The sequence below is a fragment of the Pseudoalteromonas sp. A601 genome (genome assembly GCF_002165575.1).
Lineage (GTDB): Bacteria > Pseudomonadota > Gammaproteobacteria > Enterobacterales > Alteromonadaceae > Pseudoalteromonas.
This window is the reverse complement of the sequence record NZ_MXQF01000024.1, coordinates 23073-45134: the sequence shown is the minus strand read 5'-3', so window position 1 is coordinate 45134 and position 22062 is coordinate 23073. Positions and strand designations below refer to the sequence as shown.

At 40.3% G+C, this 22062-nt stretch carries 21 protein-coding genes and 1 tRNA gene; all 22 read left to right on the top strand.

What is annotated here, in order from left to right:
• The first annotated feature begins 187 nt into the window (after positions 1-187).
• The 22 genes from rppH (at position 188) to hsdR (ending at position 21965) form a co-directional block, all read left to right on the top strand.
• A complete protein-coding gene (gene rppH / locus B5G52_RS16680; protein ID WP_087533779.1) occupies positions 188-709 on the top strand; it encodes an RNA pyrophosphohydrolase in 522 nt (173 codons plus the stop codon).
• Positions 710-717: 8 nt separating this feature from the next.
• The gene (gene ptsP, locus B5G52_RS16675) at positions 718-2988 is read left to right on the top strand and encodes a phosphoenolpyruvate--protein phosphotransferase (protein ID WP_087533778.1); all 2271 of its coding nucleotides are present in this window, start codon (positions 718-720) and stop codon (positions 2986-2988) included.
• An 81-nt stretch (positions 2989-3069) separates the two neighbouring features.
• Positions 3070-3879, top strand: a complete 810-nt coding sequence (locus B5G52_RS16670) for a sulfite exporter TauE/SafE family protein (protein WP_087533777.1) — start codon at positions 3070-3072, stop codon at positions 3877-3879.
• A 12-nt stretch (positions 3880-3891) separates the two neighbouring features.
• Positions 3892-4695, top strand: coding sequence for a prolipoprotein diacylglyceryl transferase (lgt, locus tag B5G52_RS16665; RefSeq protein WP_087533776.1), 804 nt, complete (start codon positions 3892-3894; stop codon positions 4693-4695).
• Positions 4696-4705: 10 nt separating this feature from the next.
• Positions 4706-5557 (top strand): thymidylate synthase, encoded by an 852-nt coding sequence (locus B5G52_RS16660; protein ID WP_087533775.1) that lies wholly within the window; start codon positions 4706-4708, stop codon positions 5555-5557.
• Between the two features lie 99 nt (positions 5558-5656).
• Positions 5657-6538: a UTP--glucose-1-phosphate uridylyltransferase GalU gene (gene galU / locus B5G52_RS16655; RefSeq protein ID WP_087533774.1), complete on the top strand. Its 882-nt coding sequence runs from the start codon at positions 5657-5659 to the stop codon at positions 6536-6538.
• Between the two features lie 89 nt (positions 6539-6627).
• On the top strand, positions 6628-7242 hold the full coding sequence (locus B5G52_RS16650) for an SPOR domain-containing protein (protein ID WP_087533773.1): 615 nt from the start codon (positions 6628-6630) through the stop codon (positions 7240-7242).
• Between the two features lie 121 nt (positions 7243-7363).
• Positions 7364-7960: a DUF4402 domain-containing protein gene (locus tag B5G52_RS16645; protein ID WP_087533772.1), complete on the top strand. Its 597-nt coding sequence runs from the start codon at positions 7364-7366 to the stop codon at positions 7958-7960.
• 9 nt (positions 7961-7969) lie between these two features.
• Positions 7970-8443 (top strand): DUF4402 domain-containing protein, encoded by a 474-nt coding sequence (locus B5G52_RS16640; protein WP_087533771.1) that lies wholly within the window; start codon positions 7970-7972, stop codon positions 8441-8443.
• Positions 8444-8451: 8 nt separating this feature from the next.
• Positions 8452-9246 carry a molecular chaperone gene (locus tag B5G52_RS16635; RefSeq protein ID WP_087533770.1) on the top strand — a complete coding sequence of 265 codons (795 nt, stop codon included), beginning with the start codon at positions 8452-8454 and terminating at the stop codon, positions 9244-9246.
• Positions 9247-9271: 25 nt separating this feature from the next.
• Entirely contained in the window at positions 9272-12214 is a 2943-nt protein-coding gene (locus tag B5G52_RS16630; RefSeq protein ID WP_087533769.1) for a hypothetical protein, read from the top strand.
• Positions 12215-12232: 18 nt separating this feature from the next.
• Positions 12233-12856: an SPOR domain-containing protein gene (locus tag B5G52_RS16625; RefSeq protein ID WP_087533768.1), complete on the top strand. Its 624-nt coding sequence runs from the start codon at positions 12233-12235 to the stop codon at positions 12854-12856.
• A gap of 51 nt (positions 12857-12907) precedes the next feature.
• A complete protein-coding gene (locus B5G52_RS16620; RefSeq protein ID WP_087533806.1) occupies positions 12908-13501 on the top strand; it encodes a FlgO family outer membrane protein in 594 nt (197 codons plus the stop codon).
• A gap of 12 nt (positions 13502-13513) precedes the next feature.
• Positions 13514-14188 carry a FlgO family outer membrane protein gene (locus B5G52_RS16615; RefSeq protein WP_087533767.1) on the top strand — a complete coding sequence of 225 codons (675 nt, stop codon included), beginning with the start codon at positions 13514-13516 and terminating at the stop codon, positions 14186-14188.
• Between the two features lie 7 nt (positions 14189-14195).
• Positions 14196-14870, top strand: a complete 675-nt coding sequence (locus tag B5G52_RS16610; protein WP_087533805.1) for a FlgO family outer membrane protein — start codon at positions 14196-14198, stop codon at positions 14868-14870.
• Positions 14871-14981: 111 nt separating this feature from the next.
• A tRNA-Arg gene (locus tag B5G52_RS16605) sits at positions 14982-15056 on the top strand.
• Positions 15057-15314: 258 nt separating this feature from the next.
• Positions 15315-16553 carry an integrase domain-containing protein gene (locus tag B5G52_RS16600; protein WP_087533766.1) on the top strand — a complete coding sequence of 413 codons (1239 nt, stop codon included), beginning with the start codon at positions 15315-15317 and terminating at the stop codon, positions 16551-16553.
• 12 nt (positions 16554-16565) lie between these two features.
• The gene (locus tag B5G52_RS16595) at positions 16566-17462 is read left to right on the top strand and encodes a hypothetical protein (RefSeq protein WP_087533765.1); all 897 of its coding nucleotides are present in this window, start codon (positions 16566-16568) and stop codon (positions 17460-17462) included.
• Between the two features lie 138 nt (positions 17463-17600).
• Positions 17601-17801 (top strand): AlpA family transcriptional regulator, encoded by a 201-nt coding sequence (locus B5G52_RS16590; RefSeq protein ID WP_087533764.1) that lies wholly within the window; start codon positions 17601-17603, stop codon positions 17799-17801.
• On the top strand, positions 17801-18181 hold the full coding sequence (locus B5G52_RS16585; RefSeq protein WP_087533763.1) for a hypothetical protein: 381 nt from the start codon (positions 17801-17803) through the stop codon (positions 18179-18181). Before B5G52_RS16590 ends, B5G52_RS16585 begins: the two co-directional genes overlap by 1 nt.
• A gap of 8 nt (positions 18182-18189) precedes the next feature.
• Complete coding sequence (locus tag B5G52_RS16580; RefSeq protein WP_087533762.1) at positions 18190-19074, top strand: hypothetical protein; 885 nt, start codon at positions 18190-18192, stop codon at positions 19072-19074.
• Positions 19075-19508: 434 nt separating this feature from the next.
• Positions 19509-21965 carry an EcoAI/FtnUII family type I restriction enzme subunit R gene (gene hsdR / locus B5G52_RS16575; protein ID WP_087533761.1) on the top strand — a complete coding sequence of 819 codons (2457 nt, stop codon included), beginning with the start codon at positions 19509-19511 and terminating at the stop codon, positions 21963-21965.
• Positions 21966-22062 lie beyond the last annotated feature (97 nt).

Below are 22062 nucleotides of genomic sequence, written 5' to 3'. Positions count from 1 at the left end.
TGCGTAAAACCGTTGCAGTATTATTTATATTGATATAAAACTGTTACTAAAATAAATTGATGATTAAATAACACACAAATTAGCTGTTAACTTTGTTGCTCATCTCTTGTTGATTATAATAGTGTTTGCCGTAACGCGGCTAATGTGGAACAATCGTTAAAAATCGACTTACAAATGAGGCACTAAGGTGATTGATGCCGAAGGTTTTCGTGCCAATGTCGGAATTGTAATTTGCAATAATCAGGGACAAGTTTTTTGGGCTAGGCGTTATGGCCAGCATTCTTGGCAGTTTCCGCAAGGGGGTGTCGACAATGGTGAAACGCCAGAGCAAACAATGTACCGTGAATTACACGAAGAAGTCGGCTTGCGTCCAGAAGATGTAGAGATTGTCGCAAGTTCAAAGCATTGGTTACGTTATAAATTACCCAAACGATTAATCCGCCGCGACTCGAGTCCGGTGTGTATTGGGCAAAAACAAAAATGGTTTTTATTGAAACTTCGTTGTAAAGACGAAGATGTAGACTTACTAAAAACACACCATCCAGAGTTTGATGATTGGCGCTGGGTGAGTTATTGGTATCCTGTACGTCAGGTTGTATCATTTAAGCGCGATGTATATCGGCGTGTCATGAAAGAGTTTGCACCGTTCGCAATGCCGTTTAATAAGCGTGAGCAGTCAAAAGATTCATGGCGACATAAAGGTAGATAAGGACAGCTATGCTAGCAACACTCAGAGCTATTGCAGAATCCGTATCGCAGCAGGCGAATTTGGACAGTGCTTTAGCGTGCTTTGTTAAAATGGTGAAAGAGGCCATGCAAACCGAGTGTTGCTCTATTTACTTTGCCGACTATAGCCAAGATGATTTTGTCTTGATGGCAACCCAAGGTTTAAACCCGGCGGCAGTTGGTAAATTTAGAATTGGCTTTACAGAAGGCCTAGTTGGTTTAGTAGCGCAACGTGAAGAGCCAATCAATATTGCATTTGCTAAATCTCACCCGCGATTTAAACTCTCCCCCGAAGTAAATGAAGAAGGCTATAACGCTTTTCTATCAGTGCCAGTGGTCCATCAAAAAAAAGTTTTAGGCGTTATTGTTGTACAACAAAAAATCGCCCGGGTATTTAGTCAAGACGAAGAGTCTTTTTTAATTACTCTCTCAGCTCAATTGGCCTCACAACTGGCTCATGCTGAAATCAAAGAAGTTTTGCGCCAAGATGAGTCGTCTCATCAAACTTCGGTCTTAAAAGGGGTTTCAAGCGCTCCTGGCATTGCAATCGGACACGCTTACGTGGTTATTCCTAAGCTTGATTTTAAGTCAATAGAGCTTAAAAAAGACGATAACACCGTGCTGCAACAGCGCTTATTTAGTCAAGCAGTATCAGCTACGCGTAAAGAGTTTAATACTCTATCAATGACCCTCAGTGATTCTATTCCTAAAGAAGCACTTGCTGTGTTTGATGTTTACCAGCAATTATTAGATGCAAAAAGTTTAGGGCAAAATGTAGAGGCGCAGCTACAACAAGGCTGGTGTGCGAAAAGTGCTTTAAAAATTGTCATTGAAAAACTAATAGCACAATTTAATGCCATGCAAGACCCGTACATTAAAGAGCGGGCTGTTGATGTTAAAGATATAGGCTTACGTGTACTGCACCACTTAGTAAATACTGAGCATGCAGCGAAGAGTTACCCTAAAGATACAATATTAATAGCCAATACTTTAACTCCTGCTATGTTGGCAGAGGTACCTAAAGGGCATTTAGCAGGTGTTGTCAGTGTAAATGGTGCAGCTAATAGTCACGCATCTATTTTAACGCGAGCCATGGGAATTCCGGCAATTTGGGGTATTGAAGATATCCCTTTGTTACAGTTAGACGCTAAGTTGATGATTTTAGATGCCTATGCAGGGCGTTTATATATCTCTCCTTCGCAAATGCTGCAAGACGAATACCGCCAATTGAAATATCAAGAAACGCTCCTCAACGATAAGTTCATTGCAGAAGAAGAGTGTGATGCAATTACCTTAGATGGCGAGCAAATTACCTTGCTGTTAAATGCAGGTTTAGATTTGAATACTGAAACAGCCAATACCAAAGTGTGCGATGGTGTTGGTTTGTATCGTACTGAAGCGTGGTTTATGCAAAAGGGTAAGTTCCCTTCACAAGCTGAACAAGAAGATTGGTATCGTCAAGTACTTACAAGTTACCACCCTGAACCAGTTGTCATGCGTACATTAGATATTGGTGGCGATAAGGTGCTTGATTACTTTGATATAACTGAAGAAAACCCATTTTTAGGATGGCGAGGTATTCGTGTCACTCTTGATCACCCAGAGTTATTTTTAGATCAATTAAAAGCCATGGTTAAAGCGAATATTGGCTTAGGTAATTTAAAAATAATGCTCCCTATGATCAGTGGCACAGAAGAGGTTGATGAGTCTTTAGCATTGTTAGAGCAAGCTTATTTTGAGCTTGAAGAGCAATACCCTGAACAAGTCATAGATCGGCCTGAAGTGGGTGTGATGTTAGAAGTACCTTCAAGTGTATTTATGATGCCAGAATGGTCTAAAAAAGTTGATTTTTGTTCTGTAGGCAGTAACGATTTAACCCAATATTTATTAGCGGTAGATCGCTCAAATGCCCGCGTTGCAGATTTATTTAACCCATATCATCCTGGCGTATTGCGAGTGTTACAAAAAGTAGCGCATGAGTGTGAACAATATGATTTATCTTTAAGCTTATGTGGCGAGCTTGGGGGCGACCCTGAAGGTGCTATACTATTGATTGCTATGGGTTATCGTCGTTTAAGTATGAATAACTCTTCATTGAGCAAGGTAAAATGGGTACTCAGGCGTTTAAAAGTCTCTGATATGGAAGCACTGTTAACTCAATGCTTAGCGCAATCAACTGCAAAGCAAGTACTGCGATTAACACGAAACTTTATGATTGAGCATGATCTTGGCGATTTATTTTATACACCAAACCATAGTTAGCCAGGGCTGAATTTTTAGCTGTGAACATACTTTATAATACATTAGTATATGCATATAACATTTTATTTATAAGAGTGTGCTATGCATGATTTAGTTATATTGATCGCAAGCTGTGCAGTACTAGGAAGCATTGTCGGCTTTTTAGCAGGGTTACTTGGTATTGGCGGCGGCTTAATCATAGTGCCTGTATTAAGTGTATTGCTAGTAAAATTTGAAGTCGCATCCGCAGATCACGTACTGGTGGTTGCTATTGCAACATCGCTAGCCTCTATATTATTTACTTCTACTTCTTCAGCACTCGCTCATCATAAAAATAATAATGTGCCTTGGGAAATTGCTCCATGGGTTATGGGGGGGGTCGGTTTAGGTGCGTTAATTAGTGGGTTTGCAGCCAGTTATATCCCAGAGCAATTGCTACGCGGTGTATTTGCAACGAGTGTCGTGTTTATTGCTGCTCGCATGGTGCTTTCAACACGAAAGGTTGAGCAAAGTAATCATGCAATGCCCAGTGGGCCTATTATTGGTGCGTTCAGCGCAATAATGGGTGGGTTGTCAGGTTTAATAGGCATAGGTGGAGGCGCACTTATAGTACCACTGCTTAACCACTTTTCAGTGGATATTAAAAAAGCGATTGGCTGTGCTGCCGCATGCGGTATTGTTATCGCGTTATTCGGTTCGGTTGGTTATGTGTCGGCTGGCTGGCAAGTGACAGATTTAGCACATGGCTTTGCAGGGTTTGTTTATTTACCCGCGTTATTAGGTATAGTGATCACTTCGTGGTTTATGGCACCTATTGGCGCAAAAGCAACTCATTATTTACCCGTTGCGACGATTAAAAAAGCGTTCGCAGTATTATTGGTTATCATCGCACTTCAAATGGTGTTTAGTTAAGGTTTAATTTTTATGGCTCTTGAGTTTCCACAAATCGACCCGATTATTTTTACGGTTGGCCCATTGAGCGTACGCTGGTACGGCTTAATGTATTTAATTGGTTTTGCTTTTGCCATGTGGTGGGCAAATCGTCAGGCACAAAAGCCTAATTCAGGGTGGACAAAAGATGAAGTAAGCGATTTACTTTTTTACGGTATGCTCGGGGTTATATTAGGCGGTCGAATTGGTTATGTGCTGTTTTATCAATTTAGTTACTTTTTAGAAAATCCATTGTATCTATTTAGAATCGATCAAGGCGGCATGTCATTTCATGGTGGCACGCTGGGTGTGATCACCGCTATTTGTGTATTTGCCTGGACACGTAAAAAGCAGCTGCTAGCGGTAGGGGACTTTGTTGCTCCACTGGTGCCAGTGGGTTTATTAGCAGGGCGAATTGGTAACTTTATTAATGGTGAGCTTTGGGGACGCACAACAGATGTGCCTTGGGCGATGGTATTTCCAACCGGAGGGCCGCTTGCACGCCACCCATCGCAGCTTTATGAAGCATTTTTTGAAGGCTTTGTTCTATTTATTATCCTTTACTTGTTTACTAAAAAGTCACGCCCGGCAGGCAGCGTAGGTGGATTATTCTTATTAGGGTATGGCGTATTTCGCTTTGCCATTGAGTATTTCCGTGAACCTGATGCACATTTAGGTTTATTTGGCGGATTTATTTCTATGGGGCAAATTTTATCGTTACCGATGATCATTGGCGGCCTTGGTTTGATATTATGGGCTTATAACAAGCCACAACCAGTGACTGCAAAAAAGGCCTAAGAAGAAAACAATGAAACAATATCTAGAATTATGTCAGCGCATAGTTGATGAAGGCATTTGGGTTGAAAATAAACGTACCGGAACACGTTGCTTAACTGTTATTAACGCTGAGCTTGAATACGATGTAGCGAATAACAAGTTCCCAATGATCACCACACGTAAAAGCTATTATAAAGCTGCCATTGCAGAACTTTTAGGCTATTTACGAGGCTACAGTAGTGCAGAACAGTTTCGTGACATAGGCTGTATGACTTGGGATGCTAATGCCAATGAAAACCAAGCATGGCTTAATAATCCTAATCGTAAAGGTGAAGATGACATGGGCCGCGTATATGGCGTTCAAGCGCGTGATTGGCAACGCCCAGATGGCACGCCTCTGGATCAGCTGAAAAAAGTGATTGATAACCTTAAAAGCGGTGTTGATGACAGAGGCGAAATAATCACCTTCTACAACCCCGGTGAGTTTGACTTAGGTTGCCTTCGCCCTTGTATGCACACGCATACATTCTCACTTTTGGGTGATACGCTTTATCTAACATCGTATCAACGTAGCTGTGATGTACCACTAGGTTTGAACTTTAATCAAATACAATGTTTTGTTTTGCTTGCTTTAGTAGCACAAATTACTGGGCATAAAGCAGGTAAGGCGTATCATAAAATTGTTAACGCGCATATTTATGAAAATCAGCTAGAATTAATGCGTGATGTGCAATTAAAGCGTGAGCCATTTGACTCACCGCAATTACATATCAACCCAAAAATAAAAACATTAGAAGACATAGAAACATGGGTAACCAGAGATGATTTTGAAGTGATTGGCTACCAATGCCATGATGCGATTAAATACCCATTTTCAGTATAATTAGGTAACTCTGATTGTGTTAAGCCAGTGGTCAAATTAGCCTGCTAAAATAACATTGGTTTTAACCAACCAGAATCATACCCACTTAAGGAGAGACGAATGAAAGCTGTTATCCCTGTTGCAGGCCTAGGAACCCGCATGTTGCCAGCAACAAAGGCTATACCAAAAGAAATGCTACCCGTTGTTGACCGTCCGCTAATTCAATATGTAGTTAGCGAAGCGATTGCTGCTGGCGTTAAAGAAATTGTTTTGGTTACGCACTCAAGTAAAAATTCAATCGAAAACCATTTTGATACCAGCTTTGAGTTAGAAGCGACGCTTGAAAAGCGTGTAAAGCGGCAACTATTGGCCGAAGTACAAGCTATTTGCCCTAAAGATGTAACTATAATTCATGTACGTCAAGGTGAAGCGAAAGGTCTTGGTCATGCAATTAATTGTGCGGCACCGATTATTGGTGATGAACCTTTTGTGGTGATATTACCAGACGTGATCATTGATGATTATGAAAGTAATCTTGAAAAAGATAACCTTGCTGAGATGATCGCCCATTTTGAGCAAACCGGTGAAAGCCAAATAATGGTTGAGCCAGTACCTATGCAAGATGTTGATAAATTTGGTGTGGTTGACCTAGGCGATGAAAAAATAGGTCAAGGCCAAAGTGCTGCTATTTTAAATATGGTTGAAAAGCCTCCTGTAAATAAAGCTCCGTCAAACCTTGCTGTTGTGGGTCGCTATGTTTTAAGTAAAAATATTTGGCCATTACTTGCTAAAACCCCCGCAGGCGCAGGCGATGAAATTCAATTAACTGACGCTATCGCGATGCTAATGGAAAAAGAAGCTGTTGCTGCTTACGCTATTAAAGGGCGTAGCCATGATTGCGGTAGTAAATTGGGTTATTTAAAAGCGACAATTGAATACGCGCTTCGACGTGATGAATTTAAAGATGATTTAAGTAATTTTATTAAAGACTTAGTAAAATAAATATCATTTAAATAATGTATTAAAAAGTGCCTTAATGGCACTTTTTTTGCTTAAAACAAACTATATTGTTCTCTAAAAGCTAATTGAAAATGCATATAAAACAGCGTGTTTTGCCAGCTCTAATATTAGTAACAACCGCTTTAAGTGGCTGCGCTAATAACCAAATTGACAATAAACCTTCGCTTATCTCTGATCAGCAAGTTAAAGAATATGTTGAACAATGGCAGCAGCAGCAAGATAGTATAAGCCGTTTGGCTGAAATGGAAGGCGACCTAAAGCTATTAATTATGGCGCTATCGTCAAACTCTCAATTAGCGCAAACCCCAGTAGAGCTTCGCTCAGATAGCATTGATGTGGTGCATCAAACAAATAATATGGCTGTACAACCTCAAGGCAATACAATCCCAAAAACGACTAATCAACCGCCTAATCTTTTAAACGACGCATTACCTGGCGCACAATTAGGACTTTATTTAAAACCACAACTGGTAAAATCGCAAATCGCTCGCCTTTATCGTGAATACCCTCAGGCATTTAGTCAATTAGGGTTTGTAATGACGGAGCGAAAAAATAAAGGTGTCACTTTGTATGGTCTACGGGTAGGGCCCTTCGAAGACTATACGCAAGCTAATGCTTTTTGCTTAATAGCACAAAAAATGGGGCAAAAATGTTTAAGTGCCCCTTTTGTTGGCCTACCACTTTAAAATTTTTAGCCGACTTATCTTATTTTTCAGTAATTAAGCTTAAAGTAATTGTTCTAAGTGTCGATAATAACTAAGATAGGGGCAACATAGGGTAATGTCCCATCTTTTATAAGGATTTAGTATGAAATTATCTTTTCCATTACTTGCTGTAAGCACCTTAGCTGTATCTTTTTATGCGATATCTGCTACAGAGACGTTTCGAGCAGAAGTGACGGTACAAAATGCTGTTGGGCTTGACGGTACTGATTTGAACTTTGGTACCGTGCGTGCAGTTGCAGACCCTGGAGGTAAGGATATTGCAGAGCTGATTGTAAGCGCTACGCCTAATGCGACTCCTATTACTGAGAGTAAAAACAATACTGCTAATGCATTATTTGCGATTATCGAAGACGGTGCGCCGGCTACTTTTACAGTATCAGAAGCTGTACCAAGCGCTGTCTTGAGAATACTTGACCCAACAAAAACAAATTTAGAGTTTGAAAATGGGCAAGATACCGACCGCCCTGATTTTACTATTGGCGATTGGAAGTATGTGATCACCAGTGGGGATAACAATAACGCCGACTATACACCTTTGACACCCAACCTACAGGTGGGCCAAGATGGCACTGTGTCATTCAATCTAGGCGCAACACTAAAAACATCTAGCAAGGTAACCACTAAACCGTATGCTGATGGTGTGTATGCAGGTACTTTTCAAATCGAAGTTGCGTATTAATTATATTTAATGCACCTACTTTCGTATGCAGTGGCTGTAAGTGTTTTAATTTACAGCCCTAATTATCTTGCTAAGAGTATTGAGCAGCAGTCGCTTGACTTTGGTACTTTGGTTATACCAAGCAATACAAACACGAGCTCTGTGATCATCAAAGCTGACGGCGACATAAATACATTAGGTAATATTTATGTGCTTGAAAAGGGGCGCCCTGCTGAGCTATTACTGACTGATTTCCCAGCCAATACTAGCTTGACTATGAACTTGGTTAACACTGCAACAGTTCAGCACAATACACAAGGCAGCAGTAGTGCCGAGTTTGAAGTACGCCTAAATGGTTTATCTAATAAGTCAGTCACAACTGATGACTTTGGTGAAGCTAAAGTGTTTATTGGTGGCACTTTAATAACAAAGCCTAGCAGTAAAAGTTATTCTGATGGCGATTACTCCTCAACCACCAATTTAGAAATTTCGATTGACTACTAAGGACTGACATGTTCAATAAATTAACAGTGATGTGTGTGCTACTAACAGCATTTTTTAGCCAAATGGCCTTGGCAAACTTATTGATTTCACCTACCCGTGTTACTTTTGACGATCGTCAGCGCAGTGCTAAAGTCACGGTGATCAATAACTCTGATGAACAACGTACGTATCGTGTAGTTTGGAGTGAAAAACAAGCTTTACCAGCTGGCGGCTATAATAATTTAGCGCAAGTAACAGCAAACAGTTTATCGCCAATGACACGCCTTTCACCAAAACAAGTGACCTTAGCACCGGGTGAAAAACAAACCGTTAAAATTGCTATCCGAAAACCCAAAGGTTTGCAGGCAGGCGAATATCGTTCTCATTTATTGTTTCAAGCTTTGCCTAATGAGAATAAAGAGCAGAAGTCGGGAATACAGATAAATATGATTATGAGCTTTAGTATTCCCGTTGTTTATCGTGAGCAAGCAGAGCAGCCTAGGGTGACTATTACGCAGGTAAGCATTGTAAAAAGTGCTGATCAAGCCAAGCCAAAAATTCAAGTTCAATTGAAACGACATACTAACTTTAGTAGCTATGGCAAGCTCAGTGCTTATGTTAAAAATGCATCGGGTGGGCAAGAGAAAATTGCTGAAATTAGCAATTTAAGTATTTACCCTGAAGTTGATAAAGCTATAGCAACGCTCAGTTTATTTAAAGATAAACAGTTACCTGAAAATGGCGTTGTGCTAATCGATTACGAAGGGGCTGAGGAATATAAGGCGGTTGATTTTGCCTCTTACACTCTGGCTATAGGGGAATAGCTTTAAGCGATATTAAGTTATTAAAGTGATCCGTATATTGGCCATTGGCCTCATGCTGTTAAGCTCACACTGCTTTGCAAGCACTGTGCAGCCAAATGATGTGCTGCGCACGCTGAAAGCGATTCAAGCTAAATTAAATCAACCTCACTCGAAAGGCATTGCATTGCAGCCCGCTACAGTTGAACCTAGCCAGCCTGCTACGCACCGTATTGCGACAGGTGAATTTTTACTTTTTTCTTTATCTCTCAACGATATGTACCTTGGTGAAGTGTTTGCAATAAAAAGTGAGCAAGGAGTCCTGCTTGGCTTATCGGTGTTAGTCGAAATATTACAACTTGCTATAAATGTTGATACGGCAAGTGGCTCTGCAGCGGGGTGGTTTATTGAGCAAAGTAATTTATTTTCACTCAGTGCCACTAAACCAGCCAGACTCCTTGTAAATAATCAAGCGGTGGTACTTTCTTCACAACAACTATTGATTAGTGATGATATTTATATTGATGCAGCAGTTTTAGAGTCTGCTTTTATGGTTAAGGTCTCTCCTGATTACGCGAATTTAGCGCTCGAAGTAACCAGCGATGAGTTGTTTCCTGTTGTCGCTCAACAGCAAAGGAGAAACCAACAATTTAGTTACCAACAGCACGGAAATAATCAACCTACCCAACCTTGGAAAGCCAGCCCTTATCAAGTGATTTCTGCCCCAGTGGCTGATTTACAACTTAATTACCGCCGAGATAATGACAGTAGCCGCACTAGTTATTCATTATTAGGTGCGCAAGATTTTGCATACCTTTCAGCAGAATACTTTTTAGCCGGGCGAGAGCAAGACCTATTAACAGACTCGCGACTAACATTCTCTAAACAAGCGCTAGATAGTAGTCTACTCGGTGCCTTTGCTGCAAGCGAAATACGGTTTGGTGATATCACCGCGACACAAGTCGGGAGTCGCTATAATAGTCAGTACGGACGTGGTGTTAAGTTTTCTAATTACCAGTTAGACCGCAATATAGATAATAATCGAATTAACCTCACCGGTGCTATTCAACCGGGTTGGGATGTTGAGCTTTATCGCAATGGTTTGTTAATTGAGCAACAGTTAAGCCTCGCAGATGGTCGCTACCTATTTGATAATATTGATTTATTATATGGTGAAAATAACTTTGAATTGATCTTTTACGGCCCGCAAGGGCAAGTTGAACGTAAAACAGAATATTATTTTATTGACGGCAACCAATTAGGCCAAGGTGAAGCGACATACGAAGTGTCAGTGTCAGAGCAAGGTAAACAATTACTAGGAAATGAAAGTAACTCACAACAAAGTGGCTGGTTGGCCGCGGGGCGTTACGAACGAGGCTTAACGGATAATATTGCTATTTATACCGGTGCTATGGCGCAAAAGCGTGAAGACGACGACTTTTACCAATTTGCCTTTGGCAGCAATATTAACCTGTTTGAAAGACTGTTGTTGAATCTAGACTATGAGCAAAACAATCAACAACAAAATGAATTTGAGCTCACCGCGAGAACGCAATTGGCAGAGCAATCACTCCTTTTTACTGTAAGTGATAGTTCGGATCAACAGCAAGATTTTCAAAGCTATCAATTCGATATGTCAGGCGAATTGATGGAAAATAATTATGGCCGGCTTCATTATCAAAATAACTTTTTATTACAACAATCAAGTTTAGGGCGTGATTTACAGCAAGCCTATAACCGATTTAATTATAGCTATTCAGGATTTTCGGTAAACAATCTTTTGCAATGGCAAAAAGTAAATGAACATAGTCAAGTGTATGGCGCAACTCGTATACAAGGACGAATAGGTCGGGTATATAGTCGTTTTGGTGTTGATTATTTAATATCACCACAGAGTGATATTTTAAGTTACCAAGCCGAATTCAGCCGCAGTATTACGGCGAAATTGCAAGCTGAATTGACGCTTAGAAACACGTTAAATCAGAATGTTCAATCTGCTGATCTAGGTTTGAATTGGCAAAATGATAACTTTAATTTAAGCAGCACTGTTAACTACGATAGTAATGATAATTGGCTTGTTAGCTTATATAGCCGCTTTAGCTTTGGGTTTGATGCACAAAACAACCGTACTTTTATGACAAATCGCAGTTTAACGAGTACTGGTAGCTTAATGGTTCGAGTTTTCTTAGATCAAAATAACAATGGCACCATGGACGAAGGTGAGCAGGGCGTTGCTGGTGTTAAGGTTAAAGGCTTACAAAACTACCGCCAAGCAGTGACCGATGAACAAGGTATTGCGTTACTTACTTCAATGCCGGCCAATCGCACTACAGATATCGTGCTAGATAAAGACAGCTTTCCAGATCCCTTTTTAGTACCAGCTCATGAAGGCTTTTCAATTACTCCGCGGGCTGGGTTTATTGAATATATGGATTACCCAATTAATAACTCAAGCGAAGTGGAAGGTGTGGTGTATTTACATAAGGGAGAAACAAATGAAGTTAAGCCCTATGCAAAAATTGCATTACTCGACATACAAGGTAACAAAGTGGCGCAAACACAAGCTGCATACGACGGTTATTATCTTTTCACTGATTTAAGACCTGGCGAATACCAAGCTGTTATTGAAGATAATTACAAAGATAATAAAGGCTTAAAAGAAACGCAGAATATAACTGTTAATTTATCCCCACAGGGCGACGTTGTGATGGGGGTTGATTTTGTTTTAACTGAAAAAGTAAAGGCATCAGGCTACATTGCTAACGCGGGTAGCTTTTCTTCATTAGCGTTTTTAAAAGCGTATTTTCAGCTAATAAAACAGCATTTAAAGCCTGAATCATTAAATGAAGCGTTCTATTTGCAAGAAAATGAGCGTTATGTATTAGCTATTGGCTATGCCATAGATGCTTCTACAAAGCTTGAAAGCACATGTAATAACCTAAAAAATAAAGGCTTAAATTGCACAGTTAAGGCCCAACAAATAACACATTAATAAAATAGGGAGCTTTTGATGGCGTTACGACATATTTTTAAAAGTATATTAACTTTATTGGTATGCACTACCTTTGTTGGCTGCAACAGTACAGATGCTGGAAATAAACAAAGCCAAGTTACCAATGAAGAAGTGGTAAGTATTTCAGCAACCGAGCTTGCGCAATTAAAAGAATCTGCAGCTCAGTGGCAACAAGCAAAACCTGGAGTTGAACGATTGCTGGTCATAGAACAAGATCTAAAATTGTTAATAAATCAACTTAATGCAGTTGTAGCACAAGAGTCTTCTAAAGCTGAACAAGCAGAAGTTACTTCGCCCGAGGTTAAGCCTGCTGCTCCAGTAACGGCAGTAAAGCCAAAGGTTACGACTCAACCTATTTATGCACTTCAAGTTGCTTCAGTAACACAGAAGGTGCGGCTAGCTAAAAGCGTTGCAGATCTCCAAGGCAAAGCACCACAATTATTTGAAGGTAAGTTTGTAGCAAATGTAGAGCCTATTGATGTGAACGGCGTTACTTACTACCGACTTAAACTTGGTGCTTATCAATATCAAAAAAATGCCCAAGCTGATTGTGATAAATTAAAGCAACAGCAAGTCAGCTGTATCGTTAGTCATTTCACAGACAATCCCATCAAACTATAAATAGGCATAATTATTGCTTTGTATCTGCCATGCATCAAGAGGATGGCAAATATGCGCCTTATAATACTTTTACTTTCAATCAGCCTTACAGCCTGTAGCTTGACTGGTGATGAGCCAGATACAAGACAAAGCCCTATTGAAAACCCAGCGATGGCTCCGTTTACTGTGCATCAGTACGTTAGTGACTTAAGCACTCAGTTGAGCCATATTAAAGGGCCTTTTAAAAGCTCGGCACGCATTGCTGTTACGAGCTTTTATCTAGCTGATTCTTTAGAGACAGGCCTAGCTCAAGGACAAGGTGATGGCCTTAGTCAACAAATTCAAGAAAGCCTGATTACGCAGCTCACCCAGCTGGGGTATAACATTATTGAATACCGCCTAGAAAACACTATAAATTTATCAGCTTCTGCCGATAGTATGCTTAGCAGAGATATATCAAAATTACGTCAACGCCAGAATATTGACTATGTGATCACCGGCACGCTTACGCGGCAACAACATGCCTATATTGTTAATGCCCGCATGGTGAATACGCAAGATAACGTAATTACGTCTGCGGCAAATACTGAGATCCCTATCAATGTCATGTGGGGTGATGAAAAAATTCAGCAACGCGATGGTTATATCTATCGCAGTGAATACTAATTAGGAGCCCTTATGAAACGCTTATTACTTACTTTATGTTTGCCACTGGGCTTTGGTTGTTCGCAAATGATGGACGACAACAGCACCGTTGTTGAAGATAATTCGCCTCAGTTAGCAAAACAGCGCACAGTTGCTGAACCTGGACAAACAACTTCGCTTTATCAAAATACCGCTGTAATGAACGACAGCAGCCAAATAACGACCCCAACACGTAAAAATATCAATCATTATGTGCGTGGCATCATGCAAGATATGGCCGAGAACCTGCAATACGTAAACACTAAAACGCCTTTAGCGGTATCGAGTTTTATTTATCTTGATGACGAATATAACGATGGTACTTTATTAGGTAATCAGCTAGCTGAAAGCTTTATGCACGAATTACACAGTTTTGGTGTACCCGTAATTGACTTTAAAACCACAGACTATATGCGGGTAACGCCAAGCGGTGACTTTGTATTTAGCCGTGACTATTTAGAGCTAAGCCAAGAGCAAAACTTTAATTATGTGTTGGCCGGTACTATGGTAAACCATCAAGGTGGTGTATTAGTAAATGCACGCATCGTAGGTTTAACCAGTAAAGCAGTGGTTGGCTCTGCGCAAGGTTTTATTCCACAGTCAGTGGTCGATGCGCTAGACAGCAGTTATCGCACCGATGGCGTAATGCTTAAACAAGCGAATGAGTGAGACGAGTATGGCATTTTTAACTAAACATGCTGCAATTGTTAGCTTAAGCCTAGCGGCTTCGCTGTTAGTGGGCTGTAATGCAAATAACACGAGTCCAGAGCAGGCAAAGGTTGATAACGCACAAGTTACAGCTCCCAGCTATGATTTAAATCAGCTAATTCGCCAAGTACAACTAAATGACGAACAGCAATATCAAGATTCAACCCAGTTTACTCCGCTAAAGCACCATAAAACATTGGTCAACTATGTTGAACAAATGGCGCTGGATTTGGTTGATACTATGCAATCAGAGCAAGACATAGCGATTGCTGTTACCTCATTTGTAGATTTAGATGCAAGCTTGAATAACAGTAGCCAATTAGGTAACCAATTATCAGAGTCATTTATTCATCAACTCCAGCAGTTTGGTTACGGGGTGGTTGATTTTAAAACCACAGATCAAATCTTAGTTAACGAACGTGGCGACTTTGTGTTTTCTCGTGATATTGAAAACCTAGCCAACAAACGTATCGCCAGCCATGTATTATCAGGCACGTTAATTTATCGCAGCAGCGGGGTAGAGGTAAACACCCGAGTGATAGATGTACAAAGCAAGCGAGTGATCGCCAGCAGCCAAAAAGTATTGCCGTATTATGTGTTAAAAAACGATGATATAAACCTCAAACGCGCGAGTATTAACTAGCCTTGTATTAAGTTCATTTAACTGCTTGATTGTAAATAGGATAAACCGTTATACTTTCAGCTATCAGCTATCAGCTATCAGCTATCAGCTCGAAGCTCGAAGCTCGAATGTGGCCTCTTAGTTAAATGGATATAACGGCCCCCTCCTAAGGGGCAGTTGCAGGTTCGATTCCTGCAGGGGCTACCACAATCACTATTCAGGGTGATTCACTACACACCATAATTATCCTTTAACCCTATATTTAAAAGGGTTTGGCGTTCCACCTTGGTTCATAGGGTATCGCCATAATTCAAGTTTTTAGTTACACTGTTTGTTACACCGAACCAATATTCAGTGCTTGGTGTAACATAAAGTCGTAACCAGATGAAAATTAAAGAAAGAATTTAAATTATAACTTTTTTTGTTTTCTAAGCGCTGGTTACCCGTTCGACAGTGGAGCGTTAAATGCCTAAATTAGTTACCCCATTAAATGACACCCAAGTAAAAAAAGCGAAGCCAAAAGAAAAGGAATATCTTTTATCTGATGGTAAAGGCCTTGCTTTAAGAGTTAAGCCAAATGGCTCAAAAATGTGGTTATTTACTTACTCTAAACCCTACACCAAAAAAAGAGCTCAAATTAGTTTTGGTATGTATTCAGATGTAACTTTGTCTGATGCTCGCACGAGCAGAGATGAGGCCAGAGCCTTATTAGCAAAGAACATAGATCCTAAAGAGCACAAAGAGGCATTTGCAAACCATAAAGCTGCTGAAGCTAAAAGTACATTTGAAGCCGTAGTTAAAGAGTGGATAGCCTTAAAAGAGCCAAAAGTAAGCGCGCGATATGCTTTTAATTTACGAAGAGGTTTTGAGCTCCACTTGTTTCCCTCTTTAGGGAAAGTGCCGATTAGCAAGTTATCGGCACAACAAGCAATTGCGGCATTAAAGCCTCTAGCCGCAGCTGATAAGCTCGATATTCTTGGGCGTATTTGTCGCAGAGTAAATGAGGTTATGGAGTTTGCTATTAACACAGGCCGAATACAAACAAATAACCTAAGTGGTATAAGTAAAGCATTTGACTCTGCCAAACATGAAAGCATGGCTAGCTTCACACCCAAGGAGCTTCCTAAACTGATTAACATAGTGAATAGCGCTAATATTAAGTTAATGACACGGTGCTTATTTGAATGGCAACTACATACCATGGTTCGCCCTGGTGAAGCTGCCGGTGCTGCTTGGAATGAAATAGACTTTGAAAATAAGCTATGGAATATTCCCATTGAGCGAATGAAAAAGCGCAAACCACACACAGTTCCCTTATCACCGCAGGCACTAGCTATACTCGAGTACCTAAAGCCTATTAGTTCGCATCGAGAATTTATTTTCCCCGCTGATAAAGATCCTAGAGCACATGCCAGCCGAGAAACGTTGGGCGCAGCACTTAGGCGTATGGGTTTAATAGGCAAGCAAACAGCTCATGGGTTAAGAGCGCTTGCTAGCACCACATTAAATGAGCAAGGTTTTGATAGTGATGTTATTGAAGCAGCTTTAGCACATGTAGATAAGAATAAAGTTCGTGCTGCCTACAACCGAACTGATTACTTAGAACGCAGACGAAAAATGATGTGCTGGTGGTCGGATCATATTGAAGAAGCTAGTAAAGGTAATTATTCTGTTACTGGAAATACCCATCTAAAAGCAATTTAGGAAAATAATATTATGGATGAATTTATTGATTTTGATCACGCCATTTGGTTATTGAAAAATAACTCATGCTATACCAGTCAAACATTATTAATTGAACTTATTGAGAGTTATTTTAAACAAGAGCTTTCATTTTATGTCTACTTTGATAATGAAAATGGGTTTAAGTGCGAAAAAAGTAATCCTCCTAGTGAGCACTTAAGATGCTCTGTTGAGAGTCCTTATAGTTATCGTAATAGGGATTCAAAAATTTTTTTTCAAGATAGGCACATAGGTATTAACTATAGTATTCCTTATTATGACAACGAAGAGCATGAGGTATATAAATTAGTTGGTTATTACAAGTTAGATTTAATGGAAGCTTATCCTCGAATTAAAGAACTGCTATCAAAAAATTTACCAAATGGAGGTAATACTGGTTATGAGCTAGAGGTGATAGAGTCAATTGACAGAGTAGTTTCTGAAAATGGGCAAGTTTGGTCAATATGTTCGACTTCTCAAGATATTCCGAAAGATGAAATACCACATACTTATATTAAATATTTCTATCCTCAGTTTAATGATTTATTTATAAAGCGTGATGACTTCTTTGCTTTTTCAGCGTTAAAAAAAATTAAGTTAAGTACAGAAAATCAAAGTTGTTCAGAAAGTAGTTTGTATCCTTTAAAACGTCCAGGTAGAGCTGAAGGCTATGCCAAGGATCGTGAAGAAGTTCTTGGAGCGGCACTAGCCGTTTTAGCTCAATACCGCGACCAATGTGTTACATCTACAGGAACGATAAAGGGGGCCAAGATCACAAAGCTTGTCATTGATAAAGCACCGCTGTTTTGGCCAAGTACTCATGAACCACCTCTTGAGCCTGAAACAATCCCAAAAATAATTAATGAATGGTTAAAAAAAACAAAAGGTTAAGTTATTAATAACTAATACATTAAACATAAAAAATAGAAAGTTACGTTAGGATTCTGAAACCACCCCTTAGCTTGCAGGAATTTTTTTTCTGAAACTCTAATATCCGCCTTGAACTATAACGAAACAAGGCGAATCTCCATGAACAACAGAATTTTACGTTTTCAAGAAGTAATCGAGCTTACAGGCTTAAGTCGATCAACCATTCGACGCAAAGAGCGCTTAGGTTTATTCCCAAAAAGAAAGCAGCTGGGTTTAAACTCGGTGGGCTGGCTTGAAAGTGATATTCAGCAATGGCTCGAAAACCTACCAAGTGTAAAACACCATAAAGGAGCAGCATAATGGGGGCTGCGAGCGGTAACCAAGCCGCAAACCTAGCCCCTAAAAAGCCGCAATCTAAAACAGAACGCGCTAACCTTTATATTCTTGCTCATCCAGAAGGGGCGACAGAATTAGATATTTTACGTAATGTCGGTTTATCGAGTGGAAGAAACTACTTTACAGATCTTGAACGTGACTATGGTTTTACATTCACACGTGAAAAAATACCTAATTCAGATGGTATCGGTGGTCATTATAAATATAGCTTCTACTCCATTGAAGTAGCTCAAATGATCATCAAAGCAATTAATAAAAGCCGTGTTCATCGCAAATTAGCTGAGTTCACATCAGAGCAAAAAGTTGAGCTTTTAAAACCAATCAAATACCTCCTGGATAATTAGGGGGCAGTATGGTCAAGCTTCAAGATTTAATTAACCGTGGTGATGTAATTAGCATCATCAGCGGCAAATTAAATATTATTCCCAGCAGTGGCAAGATGGTCCCTGAAAAGTGGCTTCAAGATAATAGTAATTATTTACTAGAACAGATCAGCGAAGTGACCCAGCAGCCAATATATCAATTCACACAGTTTAAAGTAGGGCGTTATTTAAGCAGGTATGATGGCCTTACCATGAGCTTCATTGATTTAAAGTTACGTGAAGATTACTACACAATTTTTAACGTATCACTAAACCGAAAGAAAAAGCACGGACGTTTAGCAGGGAAGCTTTTCAATCCACCAGCTCAAGGTTTACTCTTAAGATTTTGGAGCCGCTCTAATTTGCCTAAACCAAGGAGGCCAAGTGAGCTTTACAAAAAAATAAACGTGATGAAAAGCTACTTTTGGCAAGCAGAGTTGAATAAAAAGAATAAGCTCGAAACGCAAAGTCTTAGATTAGCAAATATTACTCACCAGCAAATTTTAGATGCTGTAAGTGGTGGCGTATCGGCGGCACATGAGGGGCAAGGTAGTGGCGTTATGGTGTCAGCTAACAGTGGCGGTTTATCGGGGCAAAATGAAGAGGCATCTATTGGTGGCTGCGAATTGCCTAACAATCATATATATCAAGGTGTTGAAAGTAGTTTAACTACGTGTGTGAATAATCACGGGCACAATAAACTACGGATACCAACTGCTACGGAGTTCAATAACCACGATATAAGTAAACAAGATAGTGCGGTATTAAGTAATGCTATACCCCCTTCTATAGAGCAATATAAGGGAGGTCATACACGAAGGCCGCAGGATCAAACTATTGAAGAGTGGTGGGCTGGTTACGACACTTATAAGTAGTATCACTGGCCTATACATCAAAGAGGTCTTCGTTTTTTTTAAACTGGGAAAAATCAAAACTTTTCTACACCTTTTGAGTTTAAAGTATGGTCTGTTTTTAAATTAATAGTTAAAAGTGGGGCTTACTTAAATGGCTTTAAGGTTAGCCTACTAATCGAATTGGGCTTTATAAAACGGAACAAACAGGAACATGAAATGGAACATTAAAATAATTAAGATTATGATAAATAGCGATATTTGTTAATTTTTGGAACAATTGGCCGGCTTAAAAAACGATTTGTTCCATTCTTTATTTCTAATACTCTCATCACTTTGACTATCTTTTATTTTTGCTTATTAACCGTATTTTATATAGCATCACTAAATAGCATGAAACGCGTTGAATCAACGAGTTGTGTGCACTCATAGCACAGTATTTAGGGATGGTTTAAGTTATGGATAAAAGAAAGCTCAGCGAAACCGATATAATCAGCAAGTTTATTCTACCCGCAGTTAAAACCGCAGGCTGGGACGACATAACTCAAATACGCCAAGAGGTTAAATTACGTGACGGTAAAGTAATTGTACGTGGGCAGATTGGTGTACGTAAAACGGTTAAATCGGCTGACATAGTGCTTTACCATAAACCCAGCATGCCACTTGCTGTTATTGAAGCTAAAGCGAATAAGCATGAAGTAGGTAAAGGCCTTCAACAAGGCTTAGATTACGCCAGGCTGCTCGATGTGCCGTTTATATTCGCCTCCAATGGCGATGGTTTTATATTCCACGATAAAACTAAGCTAGGCACACCAGACGCGCATAACCTTGAAAGCGAAATACGCTTAGAAGACTTCCCATCACCGCAAGAGCTTTGGGCTAAATATTGTGCCTACAAGGGCTATACAGAATCGCAACTTCCTATAATAAACCAAGCCTATTACGATGATGGTAGCGGTAAACACCCGCGCTATTATCAGCTTCAAGCCATTAATAAAACAGTAGAGGCTATATCGTCAGGTAAAGACCGCGTACTGCTTGTGATGGCAACCGGAACCGGTAAAACCTATACCGCGTTTCAAATCATTTGGCGCTTATGGAAGTCACGCGCTAAGAAACGCATCTTGTTTTTAGCCGACCGCAATATATTAGTAGATCAAACGCGTATTAATGACTTTCAGCCGTTTGGTACTTCAATGACCAAAATTACCGGCAGAACAATCGACCCTGCTTACGAAATACACCTAGCACTTTACCAAGCGCTAACAGGGCCAGAAGAATCTCAAAAAGCGTTTAAGCAAGTAGACCCAGACTTTTTCGATCTTATTATTATTGACGAGTGCCATCGTGGTAGCGCAAGTGAAGATAGTGCTTGGCGCGAGATACTTACTTATTTTAAAGGCGCAGCACAGGTAGGCTTAACCGCGACACCAAAAGAAACCGAAGAAGTATCAAACACCGATTACTTTGGCGACCCTGCTTATACCTACTCCCTTAAAGAGGGCATAGAAGATGGCTTTTTAGCGCCATACAAAGTGGTGCGTGTCGATCTTGATGTAGACCTACAAGGCTGGCGGCCAACAAAAGGCCAAGTTGATAACAACGGCGAAGTAATACAAGACCGCATATACAACCAAAAAGACTTCGACCGCACTATGGTCATTGACGAGCGCACACAGCTAGTAGCCGAAACCATTACCAACTACTTAAAACGTACAGACCCTATGGCTAAAACCATTGTGTTTTGTAACGACATAGACCACGCCGAACGTATGCGCCGTGCTATTGCTAACCTAAACCCAGATCAAATGGCTAAAAACGATAAATACGTGATGAAGATCACCGGCGACGACGAGCTAGGTAAAGGCCAGCTCGACAACTTTATAAACCCTAAACGCCCATACCCAGTAATTGCTACCACCTCAGAGCTTATGACCACAGGGGTAGACGCTAAAACCTGTAAGCTAGTGGTACTTGATCAAAACATACAATCAATGACCAAGTTTAAGCAAATCATTGGTCGTGGTACCCGTATTGACGACCGCTACGGCAAGCTATGGTTTACCATACTCGACTTTAAAAAAGCCACCGAACTGTTTGCCGATGAACGTTTTGATGGCACGCCAGAAAAAGTAATTAAGGTAACGCCAACCGACATTGAAAACGAAGACGTTGATATTGAATTACAAGACGATACAACGGCCGAAGAGCAGCCTGATAGCGTATTCGATGATCAACCAACTGACGATGAAAGCAATGCCAATAACGACACTATTAACGATCCCAAAGGCGATGGCATGCCTGATGGCGAATGGGATGACGAAACCAACAAAATGGTTAAATACCGTATATCAGGTGTGACCGTTAATAAAGTGGCAGAGCGAGTACAGTATTACGATACCGACGGTAAACTCGTTACCGAATCGTTTATAGATTACACCCGTAAAACCATGAGCAAGCAGTACAGTTCATTGGATGACTTTGTAAAACGTTGGAATGAATCAGACCGTAAACAAGCAGTAATAGATGAACTTGCCGAAGAAGGCATTATTTGGTCAGCGCTCGAGGAAGAAGTCGGCAAAGATATGGACCCTTTTGATATGATCTGCCATGTAGTTTACGACCAACCACCCCTTACCCGTAAAGAGCGCGCAGATAACGTACAAAAGCGTAACTATTTCACTAAATATTCGGGCACCGCACACACCGTACTCGAGAACCTTCTGCTAAAATACGCCGATGTAGGCGTGCAAGAAATCGAATCTATGCAAGCGCTTAAAGTAGCGCCATTTAACGAAATAGGCAGCCTAAGTGAAATAGTAAAAAAAGGCTTTGGTGGCAAACCACAATACGAGCAAGCACTTAAAGAGCTCGAGGCCGAAATTTACCAAATGCCAGCGCCTAAAACAGCCTAAATTTATGTTTGCTGTTGCTATGTATTAGCCACAGCAAAGCATTAAACCATTTAAATTAAACAGCTTTCATCTTTGCTTTTAGCCGCTGTTTATAAAA

Coding starts and splice junctions, on each gene's coding strand:
- B5G52_RS16670 (WP_087533777.1), top strand. CDS start 3,070: ATGCATGATTTAGTTATATTGATCGCAAGCTGTGCAGTACTAGGAAGC.
- B5G52_RS16645 (WP_087533772.1), top strand. CDS start 7,364: ATGAAATTATCTTTTCCATTACTTGCTGTAAGCACCTTAGCTGTATCT.
- hsdR (WP_087533761.1), top strand. CDS start 19,509: ATGGATAAAAGAAAGCTCAGCGAAACCGATATAATCAGCAAGTTTATT.
- B5G52_RS16615 (WP_087533767.1), top strand. CDS start 13,514: ATGAAACGCTTATTACTTACTTTATGTTTGCCACTGGGCTTTGGTTGT.
- galU (WP_087533774.1), top strand. CDS start 5,657: ATGAAAGCTGTTATCCCTGTTGCAGGCCTAGGAACCCGCATGTTGCCA.
- B5G52_RS16640 (WP_087533771.1), top strand. CDS start 7,970: ATGCACCTACTTTCGTATGCAGTGGCTGTAAGTGTTTTAATTTACAGC.
- lgt (WP_087533776.1), top strand. CDS start 3,892: ATGGCTCTTGAGTTTCCACAAATCGACCCGATTATTTTTACGGTTGGC.
- B5G52_RS16585 (WP_087533763.1), top strand. CDS start 17,801: ATGGGGGCTGCGAGCGGTAACCAAGCCGCAAACCTAGCCCCTAAAAAG.
- B5G52_RS16620 (WP_087533806.1), top strand. CDS start 12,908: ATGCGCCTTATAATACTTTTACTTTCAATCAGCCTTACAGCCTGTAGC.
- B5G52_RS16590 (WP_087533764.1), top strand. CDS start 17,601: ATGAACAACAGAATTTTACGTTTTCAAGAAGTAATCGAGCTTACAGGC.
- B5G52_RS16600 (WP_087533766.1), top strand. CDS start 15,315: ATGCCTAAATTAGTTACCCCATTAAATGACACCCAAGTAAAAAAAGCG.
- B5G52_RS16635 (WP_087533770.1), top strand. CDS start 8,452: ATGTTCAATAAATTAACAGTGATGTGTGTGCTACTAACAGCATTTTTT.
- B5G52_RS16650 (WP_087533773.1), top strand. CDS start 6,628: ATGCATATAAAACAGCGTGTTTTGCCAGCTCTAATATTAGTAACAACC.
- B5G52_RS16625 (WP_087533768.1), top strand. CDS start 12,233: ATGGCGTTACGACATATTTTTAAAAGTATATTAACTTTATTGGTATGC.
- B5G52_RS16580 (WP_087533762.1), top strand. CDS start 18,190: ATGGTCAAGCTTCAAGATTTAATTAACCGTGGTGATGTAATTAGCATC.
- B5G52_RS16595 (WP_087533765.1), top strand. CDS start 16,566: ATGGATGAATTTATTGATTTTGATCACGCCATTTGGTTATTGAAAAAT.
- B5G52_RS16610 (WP_087533805.1), top strand. CDS start 14,196: ATGGCATTTTTAACTAAACATGCTGCAATTGTTAGCTTAAGCCTAGCG.
- B5G52_RS16660 (WP_087533775.1), top strand. CDS start 4,706: ATGAAACAATATCTAGAATTATGTCAGCGCATAGTTGATGAAGGCATT.
- ptsP (WP_087533778.1), top strand. CDS start 718: ATGCTAGCAACACTCAGAGCTATTGCAGAATCCGTATCGCAGCAGGCG.